General features: G+C 60.9%; 24 protein-coding genes and 1 pseudogene. 11 read left to right on the top strand and 14 right to left on the bottom strand.

What is annotated here, in order from left to right; translation table 11 throughout:
- Position 1: 1 nt before the first annotated feature.
- Positions 2-478, bottom strand: a complete 477-nt coding sequence (locus CFE47_RS01190) for a GNAT family N-acetyltransferase (protein ID WP_286835132.1) — start codon at positions 476-478, stop codon at positions 2-4.
- A 248-nt stretch (positions 479-726) separates the two neighbouring features.
- Here CFE47_RS01190 and CFE47_RS01185 point away from each other — a divergent pair, with 248 nt between their 5' ends.
- Positions 727-1,062: a hypothetical protein gene (locus tag CFE47_RS01185; RefSeq protein ID WP_286835131.1), complete on the top strand. Its 336-nt coding sequence runs from the start codon at positions 727-729 to the stop codon at positions 1,060-1,062.
- Here the strand turns inward: CFE47_RS01185 and CFE47_RS01180 are convergent.
- Positions 1,052-2,665: an ATP-binding response regulator gene (locus CFE47_RS01180; RefSeq protein ID WP_286835130.1), complete on the bottom strand. Its 1,614-nt coding sequence runs from the start codon at positions 2,663-2,665 to the stop codon at positions 1,052-1,054. The two genes, CFE47_RS01185 and CFE47_RS01180, sit on opposite strands and share 11 nt — an antisense overlap.
- 115 nt (positions 2,666-2,780) lie before the next feature.
- On the opposite strand from CFE47_RS01180, the gene CFE47_RS01175 reads away from it, so the two are divergent.
- Together CFE47_RS01175 and CFE47_RS01170 are read left to right on the top strand one after the other, a co-directional pair.
- Positions 2,781-3,383, top strand: coding sequence for a LuxR C-terminal-related transcriptional regulator (locus CFE47_RS01175; RefSeq protein ID WP_286835129.1), 603 nt, complete (start codon positions 2,781-2,783; stop codon positions 3,381-3,383).
- Between the two features lie 154 nt (positions 3,384-3,537).
- Positions 3,538-4,752: an aldose 1-epimerase family protein gene (locus tag CFE47_RS01170; protein WP_286835128.1), complete on the top strand. Its 1,215-nt coding sequence runs from the start codon at positions 3,538-3,540 to the stop codon at positions 4,750-4,752.
- A gap of 9 nt (positions 4,753-4,761) precedes the next feature.
- Here CFE47_RS01170 and CFE47_RS01165 read toward each other — a convergent pair.
- Positions 4,762-4,887: pseudogene (locus CFE47_RS01165) on the bottom strand (magnesium chelatase subunit ChlI family protein); the annotation flags it as partial.
- 453 nt (positions 4,888-5,340) lie between these two features.
- On the opposite strand from CFE47_RS01165, the gene CFE47_RS01160 reads away from it, so the two are divergent.
- Both CFE47_RS01160 and CFE47_RS01155 read left to right on the top strand, forming a co-directional pair.
- Positions 5,341-5,832, top strand: coding sequence for a GNAT family N-acetyltransferase (locus tag CFE47_RS01160; RefSeq protein WP_286835127.1), 492 nt, complete (start codon positions 5,341-5,343; stop codon positions 5,830-5,832).
- Between the two features lie 2 nt (positions 5,833-5,834).
- Entirely contained in the window at positions 5,835-6,260 is a 426-nt protein-coding gene (locus CFE47_RS01155; protein WP_286835126.1) for a GNAT family N-acetyltransferase, read from the top strand.
- On the opposite strand, the gene CFE47_RS01150 is transcribed toward CFE47_RS01155, so the two are convergent.
- Positions 6,247-6,780: a GNAT family N-acetyltransferase gene (locus tag CFE47_RS01150; RefSeq protein WP_286835125.1), complete on the bottom strand. Its 534-nt coding sequence runs from the start codon at positions 6,778-6,780 to the stop codon at positions 6,247-6,249. The two genes, CFE47_RS01155 and CFE47_RS01150, sit on opposite strands and share 14 nt — an antisense overlap.
- A 61-nt stretch (positions 6,781-6,841) precedes the next feature.
- Positions 6,842-8,038: a TPM domain-containing protein gene (locus CFE47_RS01145; protein WP_286835124.1), complete on the bottom strand. Its 1,197-nt coding sequence runs from the start codon at positions 8,036-8,038 to the stop codon at positions 6,842-6,844.
- Positions 8,039-8,166: 128 nt separating this feature from the next.
- Here CFE47_RS01145 and CFE47_RS01140 point away from each other — a divergent pair, with 128 nt between their 5' ends.
- Both CFE47_RS01140 and CFE47_RS01135 read left to right on the top strand, forming a co-directional pair.
- On the top strand, positions 8,167-8,982 hold the full coding sequence (locus tag CFE47_RS01140; RefSeq protein WP_286835123.1) for an alpha/beta fold hydrolase: 816 nt from the start codon (positions 8,167-8,169) through the stop codon (positions 8,980-8,982).
- Positions 8,972-10,129, top strand: a complete 1,158-nt coding sequence (locus CFE47_RS01135) for a PAS domain-containing sensor histidine kinase (protein WP_286835122.1) — start codon at positions 8,972-8,974, stop codon at positions 10,127-10,129. The genes CFE47_RS01140 and CFE47_RS01135 overlap by 11 nt, the downstream gene beginning before the upstream one ends.
- 178 nt (positions 10,130-10,307) lie before the next feature.
- Here the strand turns inward: CFE47_RS01135 and dapF are convergent, their stop codons facing one another.
- Positions 10,308-11,114 (bottom strand): diaminopimelate epimerase, encoded by an 807-nt coding sequence (gene dapF / locus CFE47_RS01130; RefSeq protein WP_286835121.1) that lies wholly within the window; start codon positions 11,112-11,114, stop codon positions 10,308-10,310.
- Between the two features lie 117 nt (positions 11,115-11,231).
- Between dapF and CFE47_RS01125 the strand changes: the two genes are divergently transcribed.
- The gene (locus tag CFE47_RS01125) at positions 11,232-12,260 is read left to right on the top strand and encodes an alginate lyase family protein (RefSeq protein ID WP_286835120.1); all 1,029 of its coding nucleotides are present in this window, start codon (positions 11,232-11,234) and stop codon (positions 12,258-12,260) included.
- A 25-nt stretch (positions 12,261-12,285) separates the two neighbouring features.
- Here the strand turns inward: CFE47_RS01125 and CFE47_RS01120 are convergent, their stop codons facing one another.
- Positions 12,286-13,860, bottom strand: a complete 1,575-nt coding sequence (locus CFE47_RS01120) for a L,D-transpeptidase family protein (protein WP_286835119.1) — start codon at positions 13,858-13,860, stop codon at positions 12,286-12,288.
- A gap of 41 nt (positions 13,861-13,901) precedes the next feature.
- Here CFE47_RS01120 and CFE47_RS01115 point away from each other — a divergent pair, with 41 nt between their 5' ends.
- Both CFE47_RS01115 and CFE47_RS01110 read left to right on the top strand, forming a co-directional pair.
- The gene (locus CFE47_RS01115; RefSeq protein WP_185707097.1) at positions 13,902-14,630 is read left to right on the top strand and encodes a murein L,D-transpeptidase catalytic domain family protein; all 729 of its coding nucleotides are present in this window, start codon (positions 13,902-13,904) and stop codon (positions 14,628-14,630) included.
- Between the two features lie 42 nt (positions 14,631-14,672).
- Positions 14,673-15,419 (top strand): creatininase family protein, encoded by a 747-nt coding sequence (locus tag CFE47_RS01110; RefSeq protein WP_286835118.1) that lies wholly within the window; start codon positions 14,673-14,675, stop codon positions 15,417-15,419.
- A gap of 31 nt (positions 15,420-15,450) precedes the next feature.
- On the opposite strand, the gene CFE47_RS01105 is transcribed toward CFE47_RS01110, so the two are convergent.
- Positions 15,451-15,792 carry a hypothetical protein gene (locus CFE47_RS01105; protein ID WP_286835117.1) on the bottom strand — a complete coding sequence of 114 codons (342 nt, stop codon included), beginning with the start codon at positions 15,790-15,792 and terminating at the stop codon, positions 15,451-15,453.
- Between the two features lie 34 nt (positions 15,793-15,826).
- A complete protein-coding gene (locus CFE47_RS01100) occupies positions 15,827-16,471 on the bottom strand; it encodes an ATPase (protein WP_286835116.1) in 645 nt (214 codons plus the stop codon).
- 131 nt (positions 16,472-16,602) lie between these two features.
- On the opposite strand from CFE47_RS01100, the gene CFE47_RS01095 reads away from it, so the two are divergent.
- Complete coding sequence (locus CFE47_RS01095) at positions 16,603-16,866, top strand: hypothetical protein (protein ID WP_185707089.1); 264 nt, start codon at positions 16,603-16,605, stop codon at positions 16,864-16,866.
- On the opposite strand, the gene CFE47_RS01090 is transcribed toward CFE47_RS01095, so the two are convergent.
- The 5 genes from CFE47_RS01090 to CFE47_RS01070 form a co-directional block, all read right to left on the bottom strand.
- A complete protein-coding gene (locus CFE47_RS01090) occupies positions 16,843-17,676 on the bottom strand; it encodes an amidohydrolase family protein (RefSeq protein ID WP_286835115.1) in 834 nt (277 codons plus the stop codon). The two genes, CFE47_RS01095 and CFE47_RS01090, sit on opposite strands and share 24 nt — an antisense overlap.
- A 29-nt stretch (positions 17,677-17,705) precedes the next feature.
- Entirely contained in the window at positions 17,706-18,971 is a 1,266-nt protein-coding gene (locus CFE47_RS01085; RefSeq protein WP_286835114.1) for an MFS transporter, read from the bottom strand.
- Positions 18,972-19,069: 98 nt separating this feature from the next.
- Positions 19,070-19,801, bottom strand: a complete 732-nt coding sequence (locus CFE47_RS01080) for a GntR family transcriptional regulator (protein ID WP_286835113.1) — start codon at positions 19,799-19,801, stop codon at positions 19,070-19,072.
- Between the two features lie 111 nt (positions 19,802-19,912).
- Entirely contained in the window at positions 19,913-20,545 is a 633-nt protein-coding gene (gene yfcF, locus CFE47_RS01075) for a glutathione transferase (protein WP_286835112.1), read from the bottom strand.
- Between the two features lie 173 nt (positions 20,546-20,718).
- Positions 20,719-23,148, bottom strand: coding sequence for a TonB-dependent receptor (locus tag CFE47_RS01070; RefSeq protein WP_286835111.1), 2,430 nt, complete (start codon positions 23,146-23,148; stop codon positions 20,719-20,721).
- Between the last annotated feature and the right edge of the window lie 89 nt (positions 23,149-23,237).

The raw sequence follows: 23,237 nt of genomic DNA, 5'->3' as shown, positions 1-23,237 counted from the left end.
ATCAACGCGCAAATCGAATCCGCTTCGACATCGGGATACACGCCAGTTGCAATCCCGAGGGCGAGTGATAAACCGCCTGTTCATCCCCCGTATATCCGTGCCTGCGATAGAAACTCGCAGCATTCAACGTCGCATCCAACACCACCTCTTCAATCGCCAGTTCCCGCGCAACGTTTTCCAAGTGATCGAGCATCGCCTTGCCATACCCACGCCCGGTGAAGCCGGGCAATACAAACAACGCGCCGACTTCGTTGTTGTCGAGGTCGAGCATGCCGGTGGCGACGGGTTCGTCGTTTACCCAGCCCAGGTAAAACGGTTTGTCCATGAGTGCGTCGTAGCCGTCCTCGGCCTTACCACGCGTCCATAACGCCATTTGCTCGGCCGTATAGGCACCGATACATTGGCTGCGAATGGCTTGGCGGCGTATGTCAAAAGCAGCCATGGCGTCGTGCGGTGTTGCGCGTTTGATGTGGAGCATTGAAAGTCCTTTTCATGGGTTTTTATTGCCCTTACGGGTGAATGCAATACGGGGTTAGAGCGATGCGACAATCTCGCTCACTGCAATGACCCCAATGTGCCACTAGCACACCTGTGCTAATCGACCCCTCTGCGCTGCGGCGCTATATTCCTCGGCACTTCCAACGCCCCCACCAGCACCGCGCACCCACTGCGCGCGGCCACGTTGTGCGTCGGAAAAACCATAACAACCCCCAAGGAAGAAGCACCATGAAACTGCTCTCCCCTGTTACCCGTCTCACCCTGTTGGGCGCCTTGATCATCGGCGTGGCCGGCTGCAGCAATATCAAACCCAGCGAAGACCACCTCAAGACGCTGTCAGAAACCAACCTGGGCGAGCCGGTAAAACGCATCTCCAACGTGCGTAGCGACTCCATGACCACCTACTACATCGCCAGCGCCGCCTCCGGCGAATACAACTGTTCCGTGCCCAGCGGTGCCAGCGGCGGTGCCTTCGCAATCGCCAGCTTCGGCCTGATGAAACCTGCGGCCTACTGCCAACCCAAGGGCGCTAAGGGCAACGGGCTGCAGCCGTTTACCCAGTAAGCTTTTCCTGGCTCAAGTCGCGCAGTGTGCCGCGCAGTTCTGCGGGGCGCACCGGCTTGGACAAGATGGCGATCTGACGGTCGTGCAAGGCGGCCTGGATCTTTTCCACGTCGTGTCCGGTGAGGATCAGCGCCGGCACCGCCCAACCACGCTGCTCACGCAGCGCGTCGATGCATTCGATACCGGTGGCGTGGTTGCCCAAGTCGTAGTCGGCGACGATGATGTCGCAATCACTCACCAGGTCACGCCCTGACGACTCCGCCTGCACCTCGCACCCCCAGCGCTCCAGCAGTGCCTGGGTGGCGAGCAGCACGTTGTGATCATCTTCCACCAGGCACACCTTCAACCCAGTGAGCAACCCAGCCTGGCGTGCTTCATCACGCAGTGCTGTTTGGCGCGGCGCAGCGGCCAGGGTCAAGCCATGCAGGCTCACCGAAGTGCCATGGCCCACCCGTGAACGCAGGCTCACGTGCACCCCCATGAGTTGCCCCAGGCGCTTGACGATAGACAGCCCCAGGCCCACGCCTTCGACGTCCTTGTCCCGCAGGTGGCGTACGCGATAGAACTCTTCAAAGACCTTTGACAGATGCTCATCGGCGATCCCCCGTCCCTGATCATGAATCTCCACGGCCAGCCCGCCGTCGCGAATTCGCACACCAATCAACACCGGCCGCTGCGCGCCGTACTTGAAGCAGTTGGACAGCACGTTTTGCACCATGGTCGCCAACAGCGCGGGGTCTACCAAGACCCAGTGGGCACAAGGCCGCAAGCGCAATTCCACCCCGGCCCAACGGGCGGCTTCGGCGTTCTGGCGCACCAGGTCGGCAAGGAATTCGCCCAGGTTTACCGCTTGGTACTTGGGCAACAGGCGGCCGTTGTCGAGGGTGTAGAGGTCGAGAATCGAACGGAACAGCTGCGACACGTTGAGCAGCGAACGGTCGATGTTATCCACCAGGCGCCGCTCTTCATCGCCAAGGCGAGCTTCGCGCAGGCATGCGGTAAACAGGCCGATGGAATGGATGGGCTGGCGCAGGTCGTGGCTGGCCTGGGCGAGGAAACGGGATTTCTCCAGGTTGGCGGCGATGGCTTCTTCGGACGCCTTGCGCGTGCGCTCCAGCAAGATATGCGCGTACACCGGGATCACCGTGCTGGTGATCATCAGCATTAGCACCATGAACGGCTGCGCCTGCCAAATAGGCGTGAGTTGGTACACGATCAGTAGCGCCAACAGGGCCAACGCCGTGGCAATCGCCAGGTAGCGTGAGCCATAGCGCATGCCGTTGCCCAGGTTGACCCACACCATCACCGCATACAACGGCAGCGCCGCTTCACCCCCCACCACCATGCCGAACGAAGTGCCGGTGTAGTCGTGGATCATGCCGAAGATGCGTCGCGCCGGATAATGCCCAGGCCAACGGGCGATCACCTGACGAAAAGCAATCGAGACCATCAGGAACAGCGCGATGTAAAGAATCACCGGCAGATAAGTGTCCAGCGATTGCCCCGGCAAAAAGCCCAAAACGCTGATATAGACAATCGCAATACCGGCCACCACGATGCGCAGGTTGGCCTGGTCGAGTTCGGAGTTGGTCTCAATACTCATGGGTTACGTCCTTGTGCGGCAGCCCTCGTCTGCGTCATGCATCCAAGGCAGGCCTTGGATGGGGTGGTAAGGTAGCATGACACCGCACAGCACTGCCCCAGGAAGGAGCCCCCCAATGACCGGCTGCATCATCATTGCCGACGACCACCCAATGTTTCGCGAGGGCATGCTGCGCACCGTGCAACGCCTGCTGCCCGAGGCCGTGGTACACGAGGCCGGCGACCTGGACACGGTGCGAGCGCTGATCCAGGACGCCGGCGAAGTCGACACGTTGATCCTCGACCTGCGCTTTCCCGGCCTGACGTGCATGAGCCAATTGGCCGAACTGCGTCAGCAACTACGGCGCACCACGTTGATCGTAGTGTCGATGGTGGACGACCCGGCGGTGATCGAGCACGTGATGGCCTTGGGAGCCGACGGCTTTATCGGCAAAAACATCGCGCCCGATGAGATTGGCCAGGCGCTGCTGGCCATCCGCGACGGTGAGGTGCTGGTCAAGTTCGCCCCGTCGGGCCTGTTGCCGCTGGATACCCACACACTGACCGCGCGGCAGCAGGATGTGTTGCGGTTGATTGCCCAGGGCAAGACGAACAAAGAGATTGCAAAGGCCCTGGATATCTCGCCTTTTACGGTGCGGATTCATGTGTCGTCGCTGTTGCGCGCGTTAGATGTGCCGTCGAGGGCGGCGGCAGCGGTTAAGTATTCGGGAGTGGTTTGAGGGGTGTGGTTTTCAATGGCAGCAATCGGCTATCAGCGTTTGTCCTGCGCTCGCTGCCCGCTGCCTAACTCGCCGGGATCGGGTCGATTTTTAGCTTGATGAAACGTTTCAGCCGGTTTATAAAAATGGCACAACTCCAAGAAAGGCTGCCGTCATGACCCCGCTCAAACTGTTCGTTGCCCTCAGCGCACTGTCCGCTGCCTCCCACGCCATGGCCTGGGATTACGTTCTGCTCGACACCGACAAAGCCGCCCAGAGCTGGCAGGTCACCAGTCAGCAACTCGGAATCAAAACCGACAAACCCTTCAGCGTTACCCTGCGCACCTTGCACGGCGGTCGGCAGGAGGGTGTGAGCATCGTCGATATTGATAACGGCATGATGAAACTCTCGGTAGTGCCGACTCGCGGAATGAACGTCCTGCAGGCCTCGGTCGGCAATGTGCGCATGGGCTGGGATTCCCCGGTCAAGGAAGTGGTCAATCCATCCTTCATCGAACTCAATGGCCGCGGTGGTCTGGGCTGGTTGGAAGGTTTCAATGAGCTGGTCACCCGCTGCGGATACGAATGGGTTGGCCATCCCGGCATCGACAACGGCGAACTGCTGACCCTGCACGGTCGGGCCGCCAACATTCCTGCGAACAAAGTCACCCTGCATATCGATGAAAAACCACCGTACGCGATCACTCTGCGCGGCGAACTTAAAGAGCAGGCGTTCAAAAAGGTCGACTTCTCGGTCGCAACCGAACTGGTCACCGAACCCGGCAGCGTCGTGTTCGCCCTCAACGACACGCTGACCAACAACGGCGACTATCCGAAGGAATACCAGGCGCTGTATCACAGCAACTTCAGTACCCCGTTCCTGGAACAGGGCGCTCGTTTCGCCGCGCCGGTGAAACAGGTGTCGCCGTTCAACGACAAGGCCAAGGACGATCTGCCCGACTGGCAAACCTACCGTGCGCCGACCAAGGACTACGACGAAACGGTTTACAACGTGGTGCCGTATGCCGATGCCAAGGGCGATACGTTGACCGTGTTACATAACAAGGCCGGCAACCTGGGCGTTTCGGTCGGCTTCAATACCCAGACACTGCCGGTGTTTTCCTTGTGGAAAAACACCGACACCGAAGGCCAGGGCTATGTCACGGGGCTGGAGCCGGGGACAAGTTTTTCCTACAACCGACGTTATCAGCGGCCACTGAACCTGGTACCGACAATTGGGCCCAAGGAGCACAAGCAGTTCCGCATCAGCTACAGCTTGTTGGCAGATAAGGCGGCGGTGGATAAGGCCTTGAAGCAAGTGAGCGAGATTCAGGATGGTCGGGAGACTGAGGTGCGGCAGACGCCGTTGGTTGATCTGACCAAGGGGTGACACCGGCTGGAGCATTGTCGGCCGATATTGCAGCCCCTCGGCCAAATGTTCGCGCCTGATCCAATCGGCTTGTTCAAGGTCCGCCCGCGAGCGCTCGACCTTGAGCAGTCGATGGGCACGTAGCGCTATCCGTAACCCGGCAACCACGTCTCTTGCTCAATGGTCGCAACGTCTCCCTCAGCCAACAAACGCCACAACGCCAAGATCTTGTCCTCCGACACTTGCTTCATGTGCCGAGGCTCCCCAGCCTCCAGGTTTTCAAATATGACAGTGCCTGACAGCGATACAGAGATACACCACTCCCCATCGTTGGTCACCGAAACCGCTCCATGCTCCTCATCTTCTCGGCGAGTTTTCAGCTCGGCAAGAAGCTGCGGGAATGTGTGTATTCCAGGATCCGACTCCATGGCACCGTACCTGTGACAAACGTGATAACCCATATTGACCTCGTGTATTCAAATGGAAGATGAATCTGCATCCCAACCCACGTGAGTTTCGATACCGGGTCGGCTCCGTGCAAGCCCTCTCCCACTCTGGACAGTACACCGCTATCATATTCGGCTTCGCTCAACGCTCCAGGAAATACCCATGCCCACCCTGACCTTGCGCAATGCTCGCCCCGCCGACGCCGCCCGCTGCTTTGAAATCGAAACCACTGCCTACGAAGGCGACGAAGCCGCGACCCTGGGAAAAATCGCGACGCGTATTGCCCAGTACCCGCAAGGGTTCCTGATTCTGGAAGCAGACAGCGAAATCGCAGGTTTTATCAACAGCGGCTGCGCCTTTGATGTGGTGATGTCGGACGAGGCGTTCAAGGAATTGGTAGGGCATTCGGCCGAGGCGCCGAATGTGGTGATCATGTCCGTCGTGGTTGACCCCGCGCATCAGGGCAAGGGCTATTCCACCACGCTGATGACCGAATTTGTACAGCGCATGCGCGACATGGGCAAACAGACGATTCACTTGATGTGCAAGGAGCGGCACGTGCCGCTCTACGAACGCATGGGCTATCGCTATGTTCAGCCTTCGCCGTCGGATCATGGTGGGATGGCGTGGCACGAGATGGTAATGGATCTCTAACGATGACTGCGCCACTCATTGAAACCAGCGATCAACCCTGCCCCGAAGCCGAGGGTATCCTGGGCAGTGGCCTGGCGGCGTTCAATGAAAGCATCACCGGTTACAACGACCGTCGCCTGCTGACCGTGTTGATCAAAGACCCCGACACCCATCAGATCCTCGGCGGCATCACTGGCAAGACCACCTTGGGCATGGCCTTCCTCGACCTGTTCCACCTGCCCGATTTCTTGCGCGGCACGGGCTTGGGCAGCCAATTGCTGCAAGCCTTCGAGGATGAGGCTCGGCACCGGGGTTGTCGCAATGCGGTGCTGTACACCCTCAGCTTCCAGGCCCCTGGCTTTTACGAAAAGCACGGTTGGGTACGGTTTGGTGAAATCCCCTGCGAGCCGGAAGGCAGCAGCCGGGTGTTTCTGTCTAAGGTGCTGTGACGCTCAGGGCTTTGCCAAACAGCCGATTGCCATGGGTCTCGCCCTGGAAGGTATAGGTCGGCGAGCCCAATGCCTCATACCCACGCCGGGGGTAGAACCCCAGTGCCCGCTCGTTGCTCACCCATACCGTTGCCCACAACATGCATGCACCCGCGCGGGCCGCGCATTGCTCTGCCGCCTGCAGGAGTTGATAGCCGATGCCCAAACCGGTGAAGCGCTCTTGGATATACAGGCGTTGCAGCTCGGCAACGTTTGCGACCTCGATCATGGCGTGGCGGGCATTAAGCTTGACCTGCGCAAAGCCGACGAGGTGGTTGTTGGACTCGGCCACTATCAGCGAGGTACCTGGTTCGGCCATCAAACGGGCGATGGTCGAGGGTGCGAACGCCTCCAGTACTTCATTGGCAATCGAGTTGCGAATGCCTTGGGTGGCGTAGGTGTCGAGGAACACTTGCATGCCCAATACGCCAATGCACAGCGCGTCATCAGGGGTGGCGTTGCGAAGAATGATTGCAGGCATCGAGCGTCCGTACCCAGGGTTGAAAGGACTCACGTTTTACCACGAATGAGCGTGACGGCAATCACCAACTCCCCGATGCTCCGCCGCCGCCGCTGGAGCCACCGCCGCCCGACGAACTGCTGGAGCTGGAACCACTGGAACTCGAACGAGAACCACCGCCCGAACTCGAACCCGAGCCGCTGCCCGCCTTGCCAAAGATGATCAACGCCACGAACGAGGCAATCGGCACCGCCAGCAACCAGCCGTCCCGACCCGCGTCCGCCACCAGCCCGGCGGCCACATACACCGCCACCGCGGCCAAGAGCCGCGCGATAAAGCCCGCACGACTTTTCTTCCAAGCCGCCTTCATGATCACAAACAGGACGAGGTACATGCCCAATACCACCAGCCCCAGCAACGGAAACGCCAGCCAGTGGATGAAATTGACCTCGACAAATAGGTTCATCACCACCAGCGCGACGATATAGGCCAACAGCCCCAACACGCAGTAGAACACCGTGCGGGCCATCCACAACGCGCCAAAGGTGGCGCCGCCGATCAGCATGGTCAGCGGCAATAGCAGCAGGTACACCGGCCACTCCCGGCCACCCGCGAACACCACCAGTAGTACCGTGAGCGCAACAGTGGCAATCAATGCGCGGCGCCATCCCAGTTTCCCGGCGGCCATCAGCACACCGCCAATCGCACCGAAGATAAACGCCAGCAACACCGCAATGGCTTCGGGAGCAAACCCCGGCCCGGCCACCGCGGGCAAGTCGCCGCCGTCCACCAGCAGCACCAGGTCGTTCACGCCCCGGGAAACACCCTCGGCATAGTCGCCCTGGCGAAACGCCGGCGTGATGTGTTCTTCGATGATTCGATGGGCCAACAGATCCGTGACCGTGCCTTCCAGTCCGTACCCCACTTCGATACGCACCTTGCGGTCTTCCTTGGCGACCACCAACAGGATGCCGTCGTTGACGTCCTTGCGCCCCAGTTTCCAGGCGCGGAACAGTCTGTTGGCGTAATCCTCAAGGCTCGCGCCACCGGTCGTGGGCACCAGCAATACGGCCACTTGCGCGCCTTTGCGCTGTTCGAGAGCGGCAAGTTGGTCTTTCAGACGGGTGGTGGTCTCGGCATCCAGGGTGTTGGTGAGGTCGATCACTCGCTGGTCGAGGGCGATGCCAATCGGCGAAGTGTCCGCCAGGGCGGCACCCGACAGGCTGATAAAGACCAGCGCCAACAGACTCAAGACCGATTGCCGCAAAATCGCCAACATGCTGTGTTACCTGAAGGTTCTTCCTGAAGGCGCCGACTTTACCTTATCAGCGCTATAACGCGTGACCCCACGCCGTTGACTATCTAAACTCCCTCCACGCATAGCAAAGCGCCATAATCGAGAAGCCCATGAACCTCCGCCTCCGCAACAACGTCAGTGTGATGGGCACCGGAACCTCGACCCTGGTGTTCTCCCACGGGTTCGGCTGCAACCAGGCCATGTGGAACTACCTGGCCCCCCAGTTCTATGCACGATTTCGCGTGGTGATGTATGACCTGGTGGGCGCCGGTCTCTCGGACCTCAATGCGTTCGACAAGGCCAAATACAGCTCGCTGGAGGGGTACGCCCGCGACTTGAACGAGCTGATCGACGAATTCGCCATCGGCCCGGTCATCCTGGTCAGCCATTCGGTCAGTGCCATGATCGGCACCCTCGCCGACCGCAAGGCCCCCGGACGTATCGCGGCCCACGTGATGATCGGCCCCTCGCCACGCTATATCGACGCCGACGGTTATGTTGGCGGCTTCAAGCTCGCCGATATCCAGGACCTGCTCGACACCCTCGACAGCAACTACCTCGGCTGGTCCAGCACCATGGCCCCGGTGATCATGGGCGCGCCTGGGCAACCGGCGTTGAGCGAAGAACTGACCGACAGTTTCTGCCGCACCGAACCTGAGATCGCCAAGCAATTTGCGCGAGTGACCTTTATGTCGGACAACCGCCAGGACGTGAGTGGTCTCACCACCCCGGTACTGATCCTGCAATCGAGCGACGACCTGATCGCCCCCGTGGCCGTTGGCGAATACCTGCACAGCGTATTGCCCTACAGCACCTACTGTTTGGTCGGCAACGTCGGCCATTGCCCGCACATGAGCGCGCCGCAGGCTTGCGCGGCGGCGATGGAAACGTTCCTGGCGCCATGGACCATCGCCCATGCCGGCTGAACTGTTCGACAGCGCCGCCTGCGCCCTGGCCGTCACCGCAGAGGACGGCACGATCCTGCAGGCCAACACGCGGTTCGGCGAATGGCTGGGGTTCAGCACCACCGAGCTGTGCGGCCGACGCTTCCAGGACTTGCTGACCATGGGCGGGCGGATTTTCCACCAGACCCACCTGGCACCCATGCTGCGCATGCGCGGCAACGTCACCGAAGTGAAGCTCGACATGCTGCACCGCGACGGTCAAAAGGTCACCGTGTTGCTAAACGGCATACAGCGCAAACAAGCCGACGGTGCGGTGTATGACCTGGCGCTGTTTGGCACCACCGACCGCGACAAGTACGAACGCGAGTTGCTCAATGCACGCAATTTCGCCGAGGCGCTGCTGCAGGAAAAAACCGCCACCGAACTCGCCCTCAAGCAGGCCCAGGCCGAGCTGAGCGAGGCCTATGCCATCGCCCAGCGGCGCGCGCTGTTTGCCGAGCAAATGGTCGCGATTGTCAGCCATGACTTGAAGAACCCACTCACAGCGATCCGCATGGCGTCGGACTTTCTCGGCCGTGGCGAACGCACCGCCAAGGAACGCCAGTTGCTGGGGCATATCGGGCAATCGTCCGAACGCGCCCAACGCATGATCGCCGACTTGCTGGACTTCACCCAGGCCCGGGTTGGCCAAGGCATTACCATCAAGGCGGCGCCACTGGACCTGCATGGCGTCACTCGGCGGGCGGTGGATGAACTGCGCGTTGCCTTCCCCAATGCCACGCTGGACCATCACGTCGAAGGCCGTGGCGTGGCCAACCTGGACGCCGACCGCGTGCAGCAGATCATCGGCAACCTGGTGGCCAACAGCGTGGCCTATGGCGACCTGCAACGGCCGATCAGCATCACCTCGCGGTTGGGCAGTGACCTTTGCGAAGTGTCGGTGCACAACCACGGCGCGGTAATACCCCCCGCGTTGCTGCTAGGGTTGTTTGAGCCAATGACCCGTGGCACCGACCAAGGCAGCGACGTGCGCAGCGTAGGGCTGGGCTTGTATATCGTGCGGGAACTGGCCAGGGTACATGGTGGGGATGTTGCAGTGACTTCCACCGCGCAAGACGGCACGACCTTTAGCGTGCGCTTCCTCCCCGTGGGAACGGGCTTGCCCTAATGCCGGTCATGGATGCGCAGCGGTGCTCTGTAGTGAGCGGGCTTGTCCCGCGCTGGGTGGCGTAGCCGCCCCAAAACCTGCCAGCGCGCCTGAATAGAATGAATGCTGCGTCTGGATTAGGGCGGCTTCGCCACCCAGCGCGGGACAAGCCCGCTCACTACAAAAGCGATATTGCCGCTTAGCCGATGCCAAACACACTGCCCTGCATCACCGGTTCCACACTGCCGGTCAGCACCACACCGCCCTCGCCCGCCCAGTGCACAGTGAGTGTGCCGCCGTCGCATTGCACCTGCACCGTGGCATCCAGCAGCCCACGGCGAATGCCGTTGACCACTGCTGCGCAACAACATGAACCAGAGCCCAGCGGCACACCGCCGCCGCGCTCCCAGATGCGCAGGCGGATATGGCTGCGGTCGAGCACCTGCACAAAATGCACGTTGGTCTTGGCCGGGAACAACGGGTGGGCTTCCAGCGCCGGGCCCACCGCTGCAACATCGACAGCGGCGATGTCGTCGACGAAAAACGTGCAATGGGGGTTGCCCATGCTGCACGCTGCCGGGTCGCCCTCAATGGGCAAGCGACGCGTATCCATCGCCTCTGTCAGCGGCACCGCCGACCACTCCAGCGACGGCTCGCCCATGTTCACCGACACTTGCCGACCCGGTTGCCGAACGCAGGTCAGCAGGCCGCGATCAGTGCGCAACACGATGGCGTCGCTGCCGGTTTCCTGCATCAAGCGATCAGCCACGCCACGGGTGGCACTGCCGCAGGTTTCAAGCGGTGTGCCATTGGGGTTCCAGAACTTGATGCGCGCCGCAGCATCGTCACAATCGAGCACCACGGCGAGTTGGTTGAAGCCGATACCGGTATGACGATTACCCAGGCGGCGCGCAATGTGCGCGGTGATGGGATCATCCAGGCCACGGCGGTCGATGATGATGAAATCGTCGCCATGGGCATGCATCTTCACGAACGACAACGTCATGGGCAGTCCTGTTTTCTTGCGGTTGGAAGCGCAAGCATACGGAGGTGACGAGAGTTTCATCAAACCCGATTTGGCCGCGTGCTAGCGTGGGCGCGTTTCTGTTCGGTTGAGCCCTTCATGAAAAAAAACCGCCTCGCCCTGACCGTCATGCTGGCAGCGTTTACCCACGCCGCCTTGGCTACCGACCTGTGCCAGCCTGTCGCCGCATCCTCGGCGTCCAAAGCAATGCTGGCAGCCGCCCAGCGCCACCTGGGTGATCAGCCGAATCCGCTGCCCCATCTGCACACCGAAGGCACGCTGCCCAACCACGGCATTCGCGAACAAAGCATCGCCGCCGAAAAAGACTGGCCGATTTTGCGCCAGGCGGCATTGGCCTGGCGCATCAGTGGTGACCGGCGCTACCTCAAGCAAGTCGATAATTACCTGGCCGCATGGGCCGGCGTCTACAGGCCGGACTTCAACCCCATCGACGAAACCAACCTGGATATGGTGATCAACGCCTATGCGCTCACCGCTGCCGACCTGAGCCCTGAAACCCGTGAGGCCAGCCGCCGGTTGATCAGCTCGTTGGGCAACGGCTACATCGCCCATATCCAACAATTCCATGGGCCGAAAAAAGGCACCCAGACCAATAATTGGCAGAGCCACCGCATCAAACTGATCACTGTAGCCGCCGTCGCGCTGGGTGATCATGCGATGCTCCAGCAGGCTTTCGGGTTGTTCAAACAGCAGATCGCCGACAACGTCCTGGCCGATGGCTCGGTAACCGACTTCCACGACCGCGATGCCCTGCACTATGTGGTCTACGACCTCGAACCCTTGGTGCAGGCCGCACTGGCGGCCAAAGCCGACGGTGGCGACTGGTTGCACGCCACTGTCAATGGCACCTCGCTCAGCGCTGCACTGGATTGGCTGGTGCCGTATGCCAATGGCGAGCGCAGCCATGAGGAATTCGTGCACACCCGCGTGCAATTCGACAAAGACCGCGCCCGCGTGGGCGAAGCGGGTTACAGCGGCACCTGGCAACCCAAGAGCAGCGCGACACTGTTTTGGCTGGCGGCGCAGTTGGACAGGCGTTACTTACCCGTGGCCAAGCAGTTGGCGGAGCATCCAGTGGATTGGATCAGCGTGTGCTACGTGAAATAGGCAAGGTCACTGACCCGAACGCTCACTACAAGGCCTGTGTGCCCATGGCTTTCATTAGCGCCAGGTCGCGTCCGTAGATATCCGGCGAATACACCAAACCGCCTTGTCGGTCGACCTCCACCGTCCAATAGCTCAACAATACCGGTACCGGCGTGGCCAGCCTGAATTCATGGGTCACGCCGGTAGCCAGCAGCTCATCGGTGCGCGCACGTTCGGCCGGGGTCACCAGCAGGTCGCGCAGCATCATGGGCTGTTCAACCCTCACACACCCCGAGCTGAACGCACGCGGGCCTTTGGTAAATAGCGGCTGGCTCGGGGTGTCATGCAGGTACACCGAGTACGGATTGGGAAAGCGCATCACGATCTTGCCCAGCGGGTTGCGCGGGCCCGCTTCCTGGCGCAGCAGGATATTGCCAGGACGCGCCCAGTCGATGTTTTCGGGGGCCAGCGGGCGACCTTCCGGGTCGAGCACTTGCAGGTTCTGCTGGCGCAGGTATTCAGGGTTTAAACGGATCGCCGGGAGTTTGTCCTCACGCATGATGGTGGGCGGGATGGTCCACGTGGGGTTGAGGGTCAGCCGCGTGATGCGTGACTTGAGCAGCGGTGTCTGGCGCTCTGCGCGGCCAACCTGCAGGCGCGTCTGCCACACGGGAATGCCGCTCTGGTACACGCTCAATTGCGCAGCGGCCACGTTGACCAGTACGCCTTCCGGCTCCAGGTCCTGGCTGAGCCAGCGGAAACGCTCAAGGTTGATGCGCAATTGTTCGCGGCGGATCGCCGGGCTGATGTTCAGTTCGGCCACGGTACCGGCGCCGATCACGCCGTCGGCCTGCAGCGAGTGGCTGAGCTGGAAGGCCTTGACCGCCTTGACCAACTCATCGCGGTATTGCTTGCCACTCGGCGCCTTGGCCAGGTAGCCGCCACTGACCAGGCGCCGTCCCAGTTCCGGCACGCGGGGATCTTCCATGCCAGGGCGCAGCAAGGGTCCACTGGTGACGGGGTCCCAATGCGGCAACGGTTGCTGACGCACCGTGGAATAGGCATTGCGCAGGCTGCGGTAGAGATCGGCACTGGGGCGTGCCTGGTCGAAGGCCTGGGCCATGTCTTGCAGGCCGATGGCCGCGAACGCCAGCACTTCGGTGTTGGGGTCGCGGGTCGGCGGCTGGGAATGCCACAGCGGCTCGAAGCGCGACTGCTGCAGGCGCCCGTAGTGCAAGTCCTGCAGGGCTTGCAGGTACTGGCGGCTGATGTCGATATCGCTGCACAGCACGTTGGCCGAGGTGTCTGCCGTGGGCAGGCTATAGTGGGTGGGGTCCAGGCCGTCGTCGGCGAGCATTTGCAATTGGGTTTGCAAGGCGTGGCGGCGTTCGTCGGCGGACCACAACGGCACATCGCCCTGCTGCTGATAGAACGCTTGCAGGCGCAGTTGGGCACCCGGGTCGATGTGCGGCGCCAGCCCAGGGCAAACACTGGACAGTTGCGCCAGGGCGAGTTGCACGGGGCTAGGCGATGCGACGGCCACCGGTACCTCATCAGCTGTCGCGACCAGTGGTGCAACGAGCAGGCAAATGCTCAAGTAACATGCGTGTTTTTTGAACACTTGGCTTAACTCCAATCCGCAGCGGGGGGGATGTACTGCAGATGCTGACTTTTTTGTGCCGGCTCAACATGATCACGTTGGGTTTAATCACCGTGAGCCTGACCGCGTTGAGCAATTTTGCGCTCGCCGCCAATGGCACCCCTCCTACCTTGTATAGCAGCCTCGCGCGCTCGGCTCCAGAACTCAATCCCACTGTACTCAAAAGCGCCTTGAGCGCGGTGCAGTGTGCGGTCAATAACGGCGAGGAACGCTCAGAACGCCTAGCGGTTATTGACTACTCCCAGCCCTCGACCGCCCGTCGGCTGTGGATCTTCGATTTGCGCAAGAAAACCCTGGTACTGCGTGACCTGGTGGCCCATGGCGCCAAGTCCGGGGAAAACTTCGCCACTCAATTCTCCAATCGCGAAGGCAGCCACCAGTCCAGCCTGGGTTTGTTCCGCACCCAGGAAAGCTACCTGGGCACCCACGGCTACTCGCTGCGCATGGACGGCCTGGAGCCTGGCTTCAATGACCAGGCACGCGACCGTGCGCTGGTGATCCACGCCGCCGACTATGTAAGCCCGCTGTGGAGCAAGCGCGAAGGTCGCATCGGCCGCAGCCAGGGTTGCCCGGCCGTACGCCCGCAGGTGGCGCGTCAGGTGGTGGATAAGCTCAAGGATGGGCAGTTCATGTTTTCGTGGTACCCCGACCAGCACTGGTTGAAGTCCTCGACGTACCTCAATTGCAAACCCCAACAAGTGGCGAGTAGTCGTACAATCCGTGGCGGATAGCCTGTCTCCCTATACAAAAGACAGATAAAAAGAGAACGTCGCATGCTTCTACACAAGTCCACCTGGATCGAGATCGGACAGTTCCTGGAACGTAGCCGCACGGTGGTGATCCCCATCGGTTCCAATGAACAGCACGGCCCCACCGGCCTGTTGGGTACCGACTGGATGTGCCCGGAAATCATCGCCCATGAGGCGCAGGCCAACGCCGACATCCTGATCGGCCCCACCTTCAACATCGGCATGGCCCAGCATCACCTGGGTTTCCCCGGCACCATCTCCCTGCGCCCTTCGACCTTTATCGCCGCGATTGGCGACTGGGTGCGCTCGCTGGCCGGGCATGGTTTTGACAAGATCCTGTTCCTCAACGGCCATGGCGGCAATATCGCCACGATTGAAGCGGCGTTTTCCGAGCTGTACGCCGAAGCAAGCTTCGCCGGTCGCCCAGCCGGGTTTGCCTTGAAACTGGTGAACTGGTGGGATTTGGAAGGCGTCAACGAGCTGGCTCACCAGCAGTTCCCGGTCGGCCACGGCAGCCATGCCACACCGTCGGAGATTGCGGTGACGCAGTGGGCGTACCCGGAATCGATCAAGACTGCCGAGTATTCGCCGCAGATCGCCAATACCGGGCCGATCCGTGAAGCGCTGGACTTCCGCGCGCGCTTCCCTGACGGGCGCATGGGCTCGGACCCGGCGCTGGCGACGGTGGAGAAAGGTGGTGAGTTGGTGAGGTTGGCTGCCAAAGGGCTGGTCAAAGTCGTCGATAGTTTCAGCAACGAAGCCAAGCCCTAGCCCTGCACTTATCCAAATGTGGAATTGTGTGTTACTTACAGGCTTGCGCAGCCAACTCCAGCCGCGACGGCGTAAGCGCCGACGCCAGCGGCTTGCGCTCATACAAGAACACCTTGCCACCATCCTGGGCCTTGTAGGCCTCCAGCACATCATCGGCAGCGATCTTGCTGGTCAACACCACTTTGGCGTGGCGCGAGTTCTGCGTCACGGTCGAGGTGATCCCGTGCTTCTCAAGCTTGGTCACCACGCACTGCGCATAGGCCTCAGGGCCTTTGTCGGTTTGCAGGGTCAGGGTCGGGGCGTTGGGTGCAGACACGCAACCGGCCAGCAACAGCGATGCGAAGGCCAGGGCCGGAACAAAAAAAGAACGCATGAAAAAATCCTGAAATTAAAGATAAAAGTTCACATCAACCCGCTTGCACCAACGCCTTGAGCGACACGTCAAACTGCTTCAAGGCGTCCAGTTGTACATCCCGTTGCTGCTCGATCTGCGCGGCAATCTCCGGTGCGGCCTTGTCATGCACCCACACTGACGGCACCTGTTTGTGCACCGAGCCTTCGGCCTTGGCGATGTATTGCAGGTTCGCGTCATAGAACCGTGCAACAAACCGCGCCTCGACCACATCATTACGCTGGGTCAGCAGTTGGTTATGGGTATCGAGCATCACCACCACGTCGGGGTGAGCCTGCACCAGGGCATCCAGGTTGTCGTAGACCGTAACCGACAGAAAGGTTCCCTGCAGCGAGCTCATCAACCAATCAATGGCCAGTTCCGGGTCGGAGCTGTTGACGAACGCCTCGCGGATGCGACCGTCGAGGGCATCCTTGGCGCCGTTCAAGGCCATGTCGTGGTAGCGTTCAAGGTAGCTGAGGTTGTCGCGGGTGTTATCGCTCAGTAACACACCCACCGACTGCGCATGTTGCAGGGAGTCTACGCTACCGTCGATAGGTAGCAAATGGCTATCACGCAGATCATCAGCGAATGCCGCATTATTCATGATGACTGTGCCAAGCATCAGCACCATTAAACCCAGCTGGATAAACGTCCTCATCGCGCATTTCCTTGAACAGCGTTTCGATGAGGTGATTTTCCGCTTTTCCTGAAAAAACAGAACTTGCGATCCGTGATGGTGACTATTATCTGAACCGATAGTGCACCCATAAAATCTATAAGGACTCCGCTATGAAGCCCCACCAGAAAACCTTCGATCGCATCCGCGAAGCTGTCTTGCCGGAGTTTCGCGAGCGGGTCGCCGATTACCTGGTCGACTATGAAACCGTGCTGCAGGACGACACCGCAGATTCAGACCAGGTGATTGCCAGCGCCCAGCAACTGCGCGGCTACCTGCGTGGCTTGAACACCACGCGAGTGCTGGGCATGGCCGACTGGGAAGACCTGGACCGCCGGGTAAAAGAGGATTGGCTACGGGTGCTGGAAGCCGAATAACTGGCGGGGTGTGTCGATCAGCAACGCTTGCTCGACCTGCGCCGAGCAACCCAAGGCCTGGCGCTGCTCGATCACACTGGCGTAACCGATAGACGATTCATGTTGGGTATGCGGCCAGTCGCTGCCCCACACCAAGCGGCTCAGGCCAAAACTCTGTTGCAGTAAAGGCATGGCCTGGCGGGCAAACTCCAGGTTCTGCGCGGGCGTGCCGGCCAAGCGGTAGATGCCCGAGACTTTCAGCCACAGGTGTCCACTGCGGCCCAGTTCCAGCAGTTGCGCAAAACCGTGTTGTTCGACACCCAATCGCGCATCCGGACGCCCAAAGTGATCGATCACCAGCTTGACCCCAAACGGCAGCAACTCACGCACCAAGTGCGGCAGGTCGTCCACGTCTCGATGCAACTCCACGTGCCAGCCCAGCTCGGCGATGTGTTCAAAGAATGCCTTCCAGCCGTGCTCGGCAAAATCCGGCAGCGCCCTGCCCACCAGGTTCAACCGCACGCCCACCACGCCGACACGGGCCATGGCCTGCAAAGCGTCGCGGGGAATATCGCGTTCCACAACCACCACACCGCGCAACCGCTCTGGTGCCTGCTGCAAGGCGTCCAACAGATAGCGGTTGTCGGTGCCCAAAAAGCTGGGCTGCACCAGCACGCCGTGGCTCAGGCCATTGGCATGCAAGTGGCCAAGGTAGTCCGCCAGCGTGGCGTCGTAGCCGGGTGTGTAGCGACGTTCACCGGCCAGGGCCAGCGCGCGGCTGAACACATGGGCGTGGGCGTCGATACCCGTGATGGAGCAGTTATCAAGCATGGGGTTCATCTTTCAAAAGTAAAAAGGGTTCAAGCCTCGGCGCGCTGGCCGACGGGTGTCGCTTCCAATACCCGGCCTCGGGTTTCGGGCAGGCACAGTGCAGCAATCACGGCGACGCCGTAGGCTATCCCGGCATCGATACCGATGGCCGAGCCCAGGGACATCGAATCACTCATATGCCCTACCAGGAACGGGAACACCGCCGACAGCACTCGCCCGAAGTTGTAGCAAAAACCCACGCCAGCGCCGCGCACATCCGCCGGGTACAACTCGTTGAACAGCGCCCCCAGGCTGGCTGGAATCCCCGCCGCGAAGAAGCCCAGCGGGAAGCCGAGGAACAGCATCTGCGTATTGGTCAGCGGCAGGAACACATAGGCCTGTACGGTGACCACGCAGCACAAGGCAAACAACACGATATTCTTGCGCCGCCCGATACGGTCGATCAGCAAGCCACTGGCGATGCAGCCACACCAGAAGGCAAAGATGATCACGGCCAGGTAACCGCCGGAGTTGAGCACCGACAGGTTACGCTCGGTCTTTAAAAAGGTCGGCAACCAGGTCATTACCGCGTGGTAACCGCCGTGGGCACCCAGGCCCAGCAACCCGCCGAACAACGTGACGCGAATCAACTCAGGGCGAAAAATGCCCGCCAGCGATTTGAAAAAACTCTGTGGAATCGCTTGTTCCTTTTGCAGGCGTTGGAAGCTGTCGGGCTCTTCGACATTGCGGCGTACCCAAATGATCAGGAACGACGGCAGCAAACCCACCACAAACATCACACGCCACGCCATGTCCTGCGGCACGAACGAATAGATCAGTGTAAACACCCCGACCGCCACGCCCCAGCCCACGGCCCAGGCGCTTTGCACGGTACCCATCACCTTGCCGCGATATTTCGGGTTGATGGTCTCGGCCATCAACACCGCGCCTGCCGCCCACTCACCGCCAATACCGAAGCCCTGCAGCGCCTTGACGATCAACAACTGGTGGAAGCCGGTGACGAACGCCGACAAAAAGGTGAAGAACGAAAACCACAGGATCATCCATTGCAGGGTGCGCACGCGGCCGTAACGGTCGGACAAGGTGCCGCCGACCCAACCACCGATGGCCGAGGTGACCAGCGTGACACCGCTGATCAGCCCCGCATCGCCCTTGCTCAAGGCGAAGGCGGCAATCAGTGCCGGGATCGCCAGGCCGAACATCTGTACTTCCAATGCGTCGAGGGACCATCCGCCGAAGCAGGCCCAGAACGTTTTGCGCTCCCGAGGAGTGACTTGGCGATACCAACTGAACATGATTTTTATCCTTATAGGTCAAACGCGAGGCAGCCGGGCGCGAACCGCGCCAGAACAGGGCCAGTGTTGGGCAAACAGTTAACGGTGCGGGTATGGGGTCAGCGGATATCCACGCGGTAGCGGAAGTGCTCGGCATGCCCTCGGGAGCGTCGCCACTCCAGCGGTTGGCCGGCGTAATCGCGGGCCAGGCGTTCGATCACCACCACCGGGCTGTGGACCGGCACCTGCAGCAAGCGCGCGTACACCTCGTTCACCGATTCGGCGGTGAGGGTTTCCTCGGCCGAAGCCACCACTTGCCCGCAAACGCTTTCATACACCGGGTAGAGCAACGGGCCTTGCGCGGACAGGTCGATGTCCAGCAACGCCTGGAAGCGCGCGCGCGGTAGCCAGATTTCTTCGGCCAGCAACGGTTGCACGTCAAACAGACGGGTACGCACGATGCGAATCACTTGCGCCTCAGACGCCAGGCCCAATGCCTCGCTGACTGCTGACGGCGCGGCCAACGACTCGACCGTCAGGATGCGGCTCTCGGGCACCTGGCGCTCGCCCGATGGGCCTTGGAAACGGAAAAATCGAAACAGGGAGGACTGGAACTGCGGACGGCGCACGAAGGTGCCACGCCCTTGCTGGCGTTCGAGAATGCCCTCGCTCACCAGTGCATCCACCGCCTTGCGCACAGTACCGGTAGACAGCTCGTACTCGGCGGACAGCACCGCTTCAGTGGGAATGGCTTCGCCGGGACGCCAGCGGTTATTGGCGATCTGCTCAACCAAGTGGTCACGCAGGCGTTGATAAAGCGGCAGACGGGCATCACTGGACAAGGTATTCATGGGGCCACATTCACTTTGTTATTTAGTCATATATATGAATATGGCGAGAGTATTCGTCCGCCGGGTGACACCTGTCAAGGGCGCCACCACACGCGAAGATGAATGGTTGGTTTATAGCGCCGGACGTTGCTGCTGAACCCACGCTTGCACGGACGGCCGCTGCCATTGGCGTTGGGCGTATTCCACCAACTCGGCGGGCACGCTGTCGCCATTCAGGATCAGCCGATTGAGCATCACGGCCAGGTCCACATCGGCAATTGACCATTCGCCGAACAGGTTCGCCGGGTTCCCCACCAACAGCGCCTGTGCCGCACTGATCAATTTGCGCGCCGCCGCCTCGGCAGTAGGCGACAGTGGCGGCATCTTCTGCCCGTAGAACACCACCAGCGTCGACCGCTCCTGGCGAATCGGCAGCAAGTCGCTGCGCAACCAGGCCTGTACCTGCCGCGCCCTCGCCCGCTGCTTTGGATCGACCGGATAGATCGGCGTCTCGGGGTAAGTCTCTTGCAGATATTCAGTGATCGCCGACGACTCGGACACTGCAAAGTCGCCGTCCACCAGCGTCGGCACGCGTTGGGTGAGGGACAGCTTGGCAAAGTCGGCTGTGCGGTTCTGCGCGGTGTCCAGGTCCAGGGTCAGCGTATCGAAGGCCAGGCCTTTTTCTCGCAGGGCTACAAACACCGACATCGCGTAGGGGCTGGTGAACTGGGCATCGACGTACAGGCGCAACAACGGTGAGTTCATGGCGGGTCTCCTCTGATGAAACTCCACGCTACGAGATCACAGAAGAGAAAGACAATGGCCGGTTTTTATAGGGGCATTCCAATGGGGAATAGCGACCTGGCTGGCACAGGTCATCGTGGCGCTCAGACCTTTTTGGGGTGGTGAGCGGGCTTGTCCCGCTCACCCATCGCCGGTTAGAAATCTACCGTGGCCGAGACTTTCACGGTGCGTGGCTCGCCCTGGGTCAGGTAGTTGTTGGCCGTAGAAGCCGACGCCCAATACGCCTTGTTCGCCACGTTCTCGACGTTGGCGCGCAGGGTGATGTACTTGTCGTCAGCCTTGAAACCATAACGGGCACCGAGGTCGACGCGGGTCCAGGCCGGGATGTTCAGCGTGTTCGTGGCGTTGACATATTCGCCACCTGTGCGCAGCACCCGCGCATTGACGGCCGCCCCCTGAATGCCCGGAATGTCCCAGTCCGCCCCCACGTTGTATTGGAAACGCGGCACGCCGGCGGCGCGATTGCCATCGGTAAGGCCGTTGGACGTGTTCTGCAGCTCGGTGTTCATCCAGGTCGCACCGGCCAGCAAGCGCAAGCCATCGACCGGCTCACCGAAGACATTCAGCTCCACACCCTTGTTGATTTGCTTGCCATCGACGCTGAACGTGTTGGTGCCATTGGCGTTGGTGTTGGTGGCGCTGTTCGGCTGCTCGATGCGGTATACCCCCAGCGTCGCGCCATAGGTATCCCAATCCAGCTTCACGCCTGCCTCAGTCTGTTTGCTGCGGTTGGGCGCAAACACTTCACCCGGGTTGGTGACGTTGGTCAGCGGCGCCGTCGGCCCCTGGGCCAGGCCCTCAATGCGGTTGGCATAGAACGACACATGCTCCCAGGGCTTGATCACCACACCGTAAACCGGCGTCGTAATCGACTCCGCGTAGTTGGCATTGCGCACACCTGTTGTGGTGTTCCACGCATCCACTTCGATCGTTTGTCGGCGCACGCCGAGGGTCAACAGTACCCGATCATCGATAAAGCCCAGGGTGTCGGACACCGCCGCGCTCTTGATGCGGTTTTTGCCAACCACGCGCGGGTCATGAATATCGCTGCCGAAATACGTCACGGTCGGACGCGGAATCTGCGTCGGGTTGTACAGGTTGCCCGGCTTGCGGTTGGCTTGCAGGATCGCTTCAAACGCCGAGCGCTGCTCGCCCCAGATACCCGACAAACCGAAGTTCATCTGATGGGTCACCGGCCCCGTATTGAAGTGCCCGTTAAGGCCAGCCATGGCGCTCTTGTTGTCTTCGTCGTGGGGCGAGTACAAAAAACCCACGCGCCCGCTGCCGTCGTTGCCCACATACAGCGATGAATACTGACCGTTTTCCCGCGTGTGCTTGGCCCCGCCGCCCACATAGGCGGTCCAGCTTTCATTCAGGTCGTATTCGGCATTGAACATGCCGTAGGTGTCTTCCAGCTCCGACCAGCTCCAGTCCTGGGCATAATTGTGCTTGGCCGACGGGGCCTTGGGCACTTGGGTGCCGTTGGGGTAGACCACCGAGCGACCGTTGTTGATGCGCTCTTTCTGGTAGCCAAAATCGGTGGAGACGCGCAGGCGCTCGCCACGGTAATCCAGGGCCACGGCGACCAACTGCGAGCTTTTGAATTCATCATCGATGGCTGTGTCGCCGCCATGTTTGGCCAGGTTGACCCGTGCACCAAAGCGATTGTCTTCGCCAAAGCGCTGGCCCAGGTCCAGGTGACCACCGGTTTGCCCGCCGCTGGCAGCGTCGAGGGTGACGCTGCGGGTGGGGGTGTCTTCAGCGCGCTTGGGTACCAGGTTGACGCTGCCGCCAATCCCCGAACCTGCTGGGGAAACGCCATTGACGAAGGCATTGGGGCCTTTGAACAACTCCACACGCTCAAGGGCTTCGGTGGTGATGATCTGCCGGGGTAGTACGCCGTACAGGCCGTTGAACGCGATGTCATCGGTGTTCAGCGGCAGGCCGCGAATAGTGAACACCTGGGAGAAGTTGCCAAAGCCTGACGATTGGCGCACCGACGCATCGTTGAGCAGCACATCACCGACGGTACGTGCCTGCTGGTCGGCAATGGTCTTGGCGGTATAGCTGACCACGCTGAACGGCACGTCATTGATCGAGCGATTGCCCAACACCCCAAGCCTGGCCGAACGCGCCACCTGGCCACCGCCATAGGTATCTGCCTGCGCCCCGCTCTCGCCGCTGATGGTGGTCGCCCCCAGTTGCACCGCCTCGCCCGTGGCCTCGGGCACCACGGTGTAGCCGTTGGCGCTGGTGCTTTGCAGGGTATAACCGCTGCCTTGCAGCAACTGCATGAAACCCGACTGCGCGGTGTAGCTGCCTTGCAAACCAGGGCTCTGCTGGTTGTTGAGCAGCGTGGAATCAAATGACAACGGCACTCCCGACAACGCCGCGAACTGCGCCAACACATTGCCCAACGGCCCCGGCGCGAGGGTGTAGCTGCGCGTCGCGCTGGTAGGCGCCGCGTCTGCTGCCACCGCGCTGTGCAGCGGCGCGATGGCGGCCAGGGCAACGGCCAGGCTCAGGGCCTTGAAGGGGCGGATGGGGTGCGTGGTGGAGGTCATGGGGCATTCCTGTCGGCGCGGTGCAACGTTGAGGGTTCTTCCCTACACCGCACGACAACGAAAAAGGTATCAGCGAAAGCCGCAAATAA

Source organism: Pseudomonas sp. PGPPP1, assembly GCF_002255865.1.
Classification (GTDB): Bacteria; Pseudomonadota; Gammaproteobacteria; order Pseudomonadales; family Pseudomonadaceae; genus Aquipseudomonas; species Aquipseudomonas cremoris.
The sequence above is the reverse complement of the archived record's forward strand: the minus strand, read 5'-3'. Positions and strand labels throughout refer to the sequence as shown.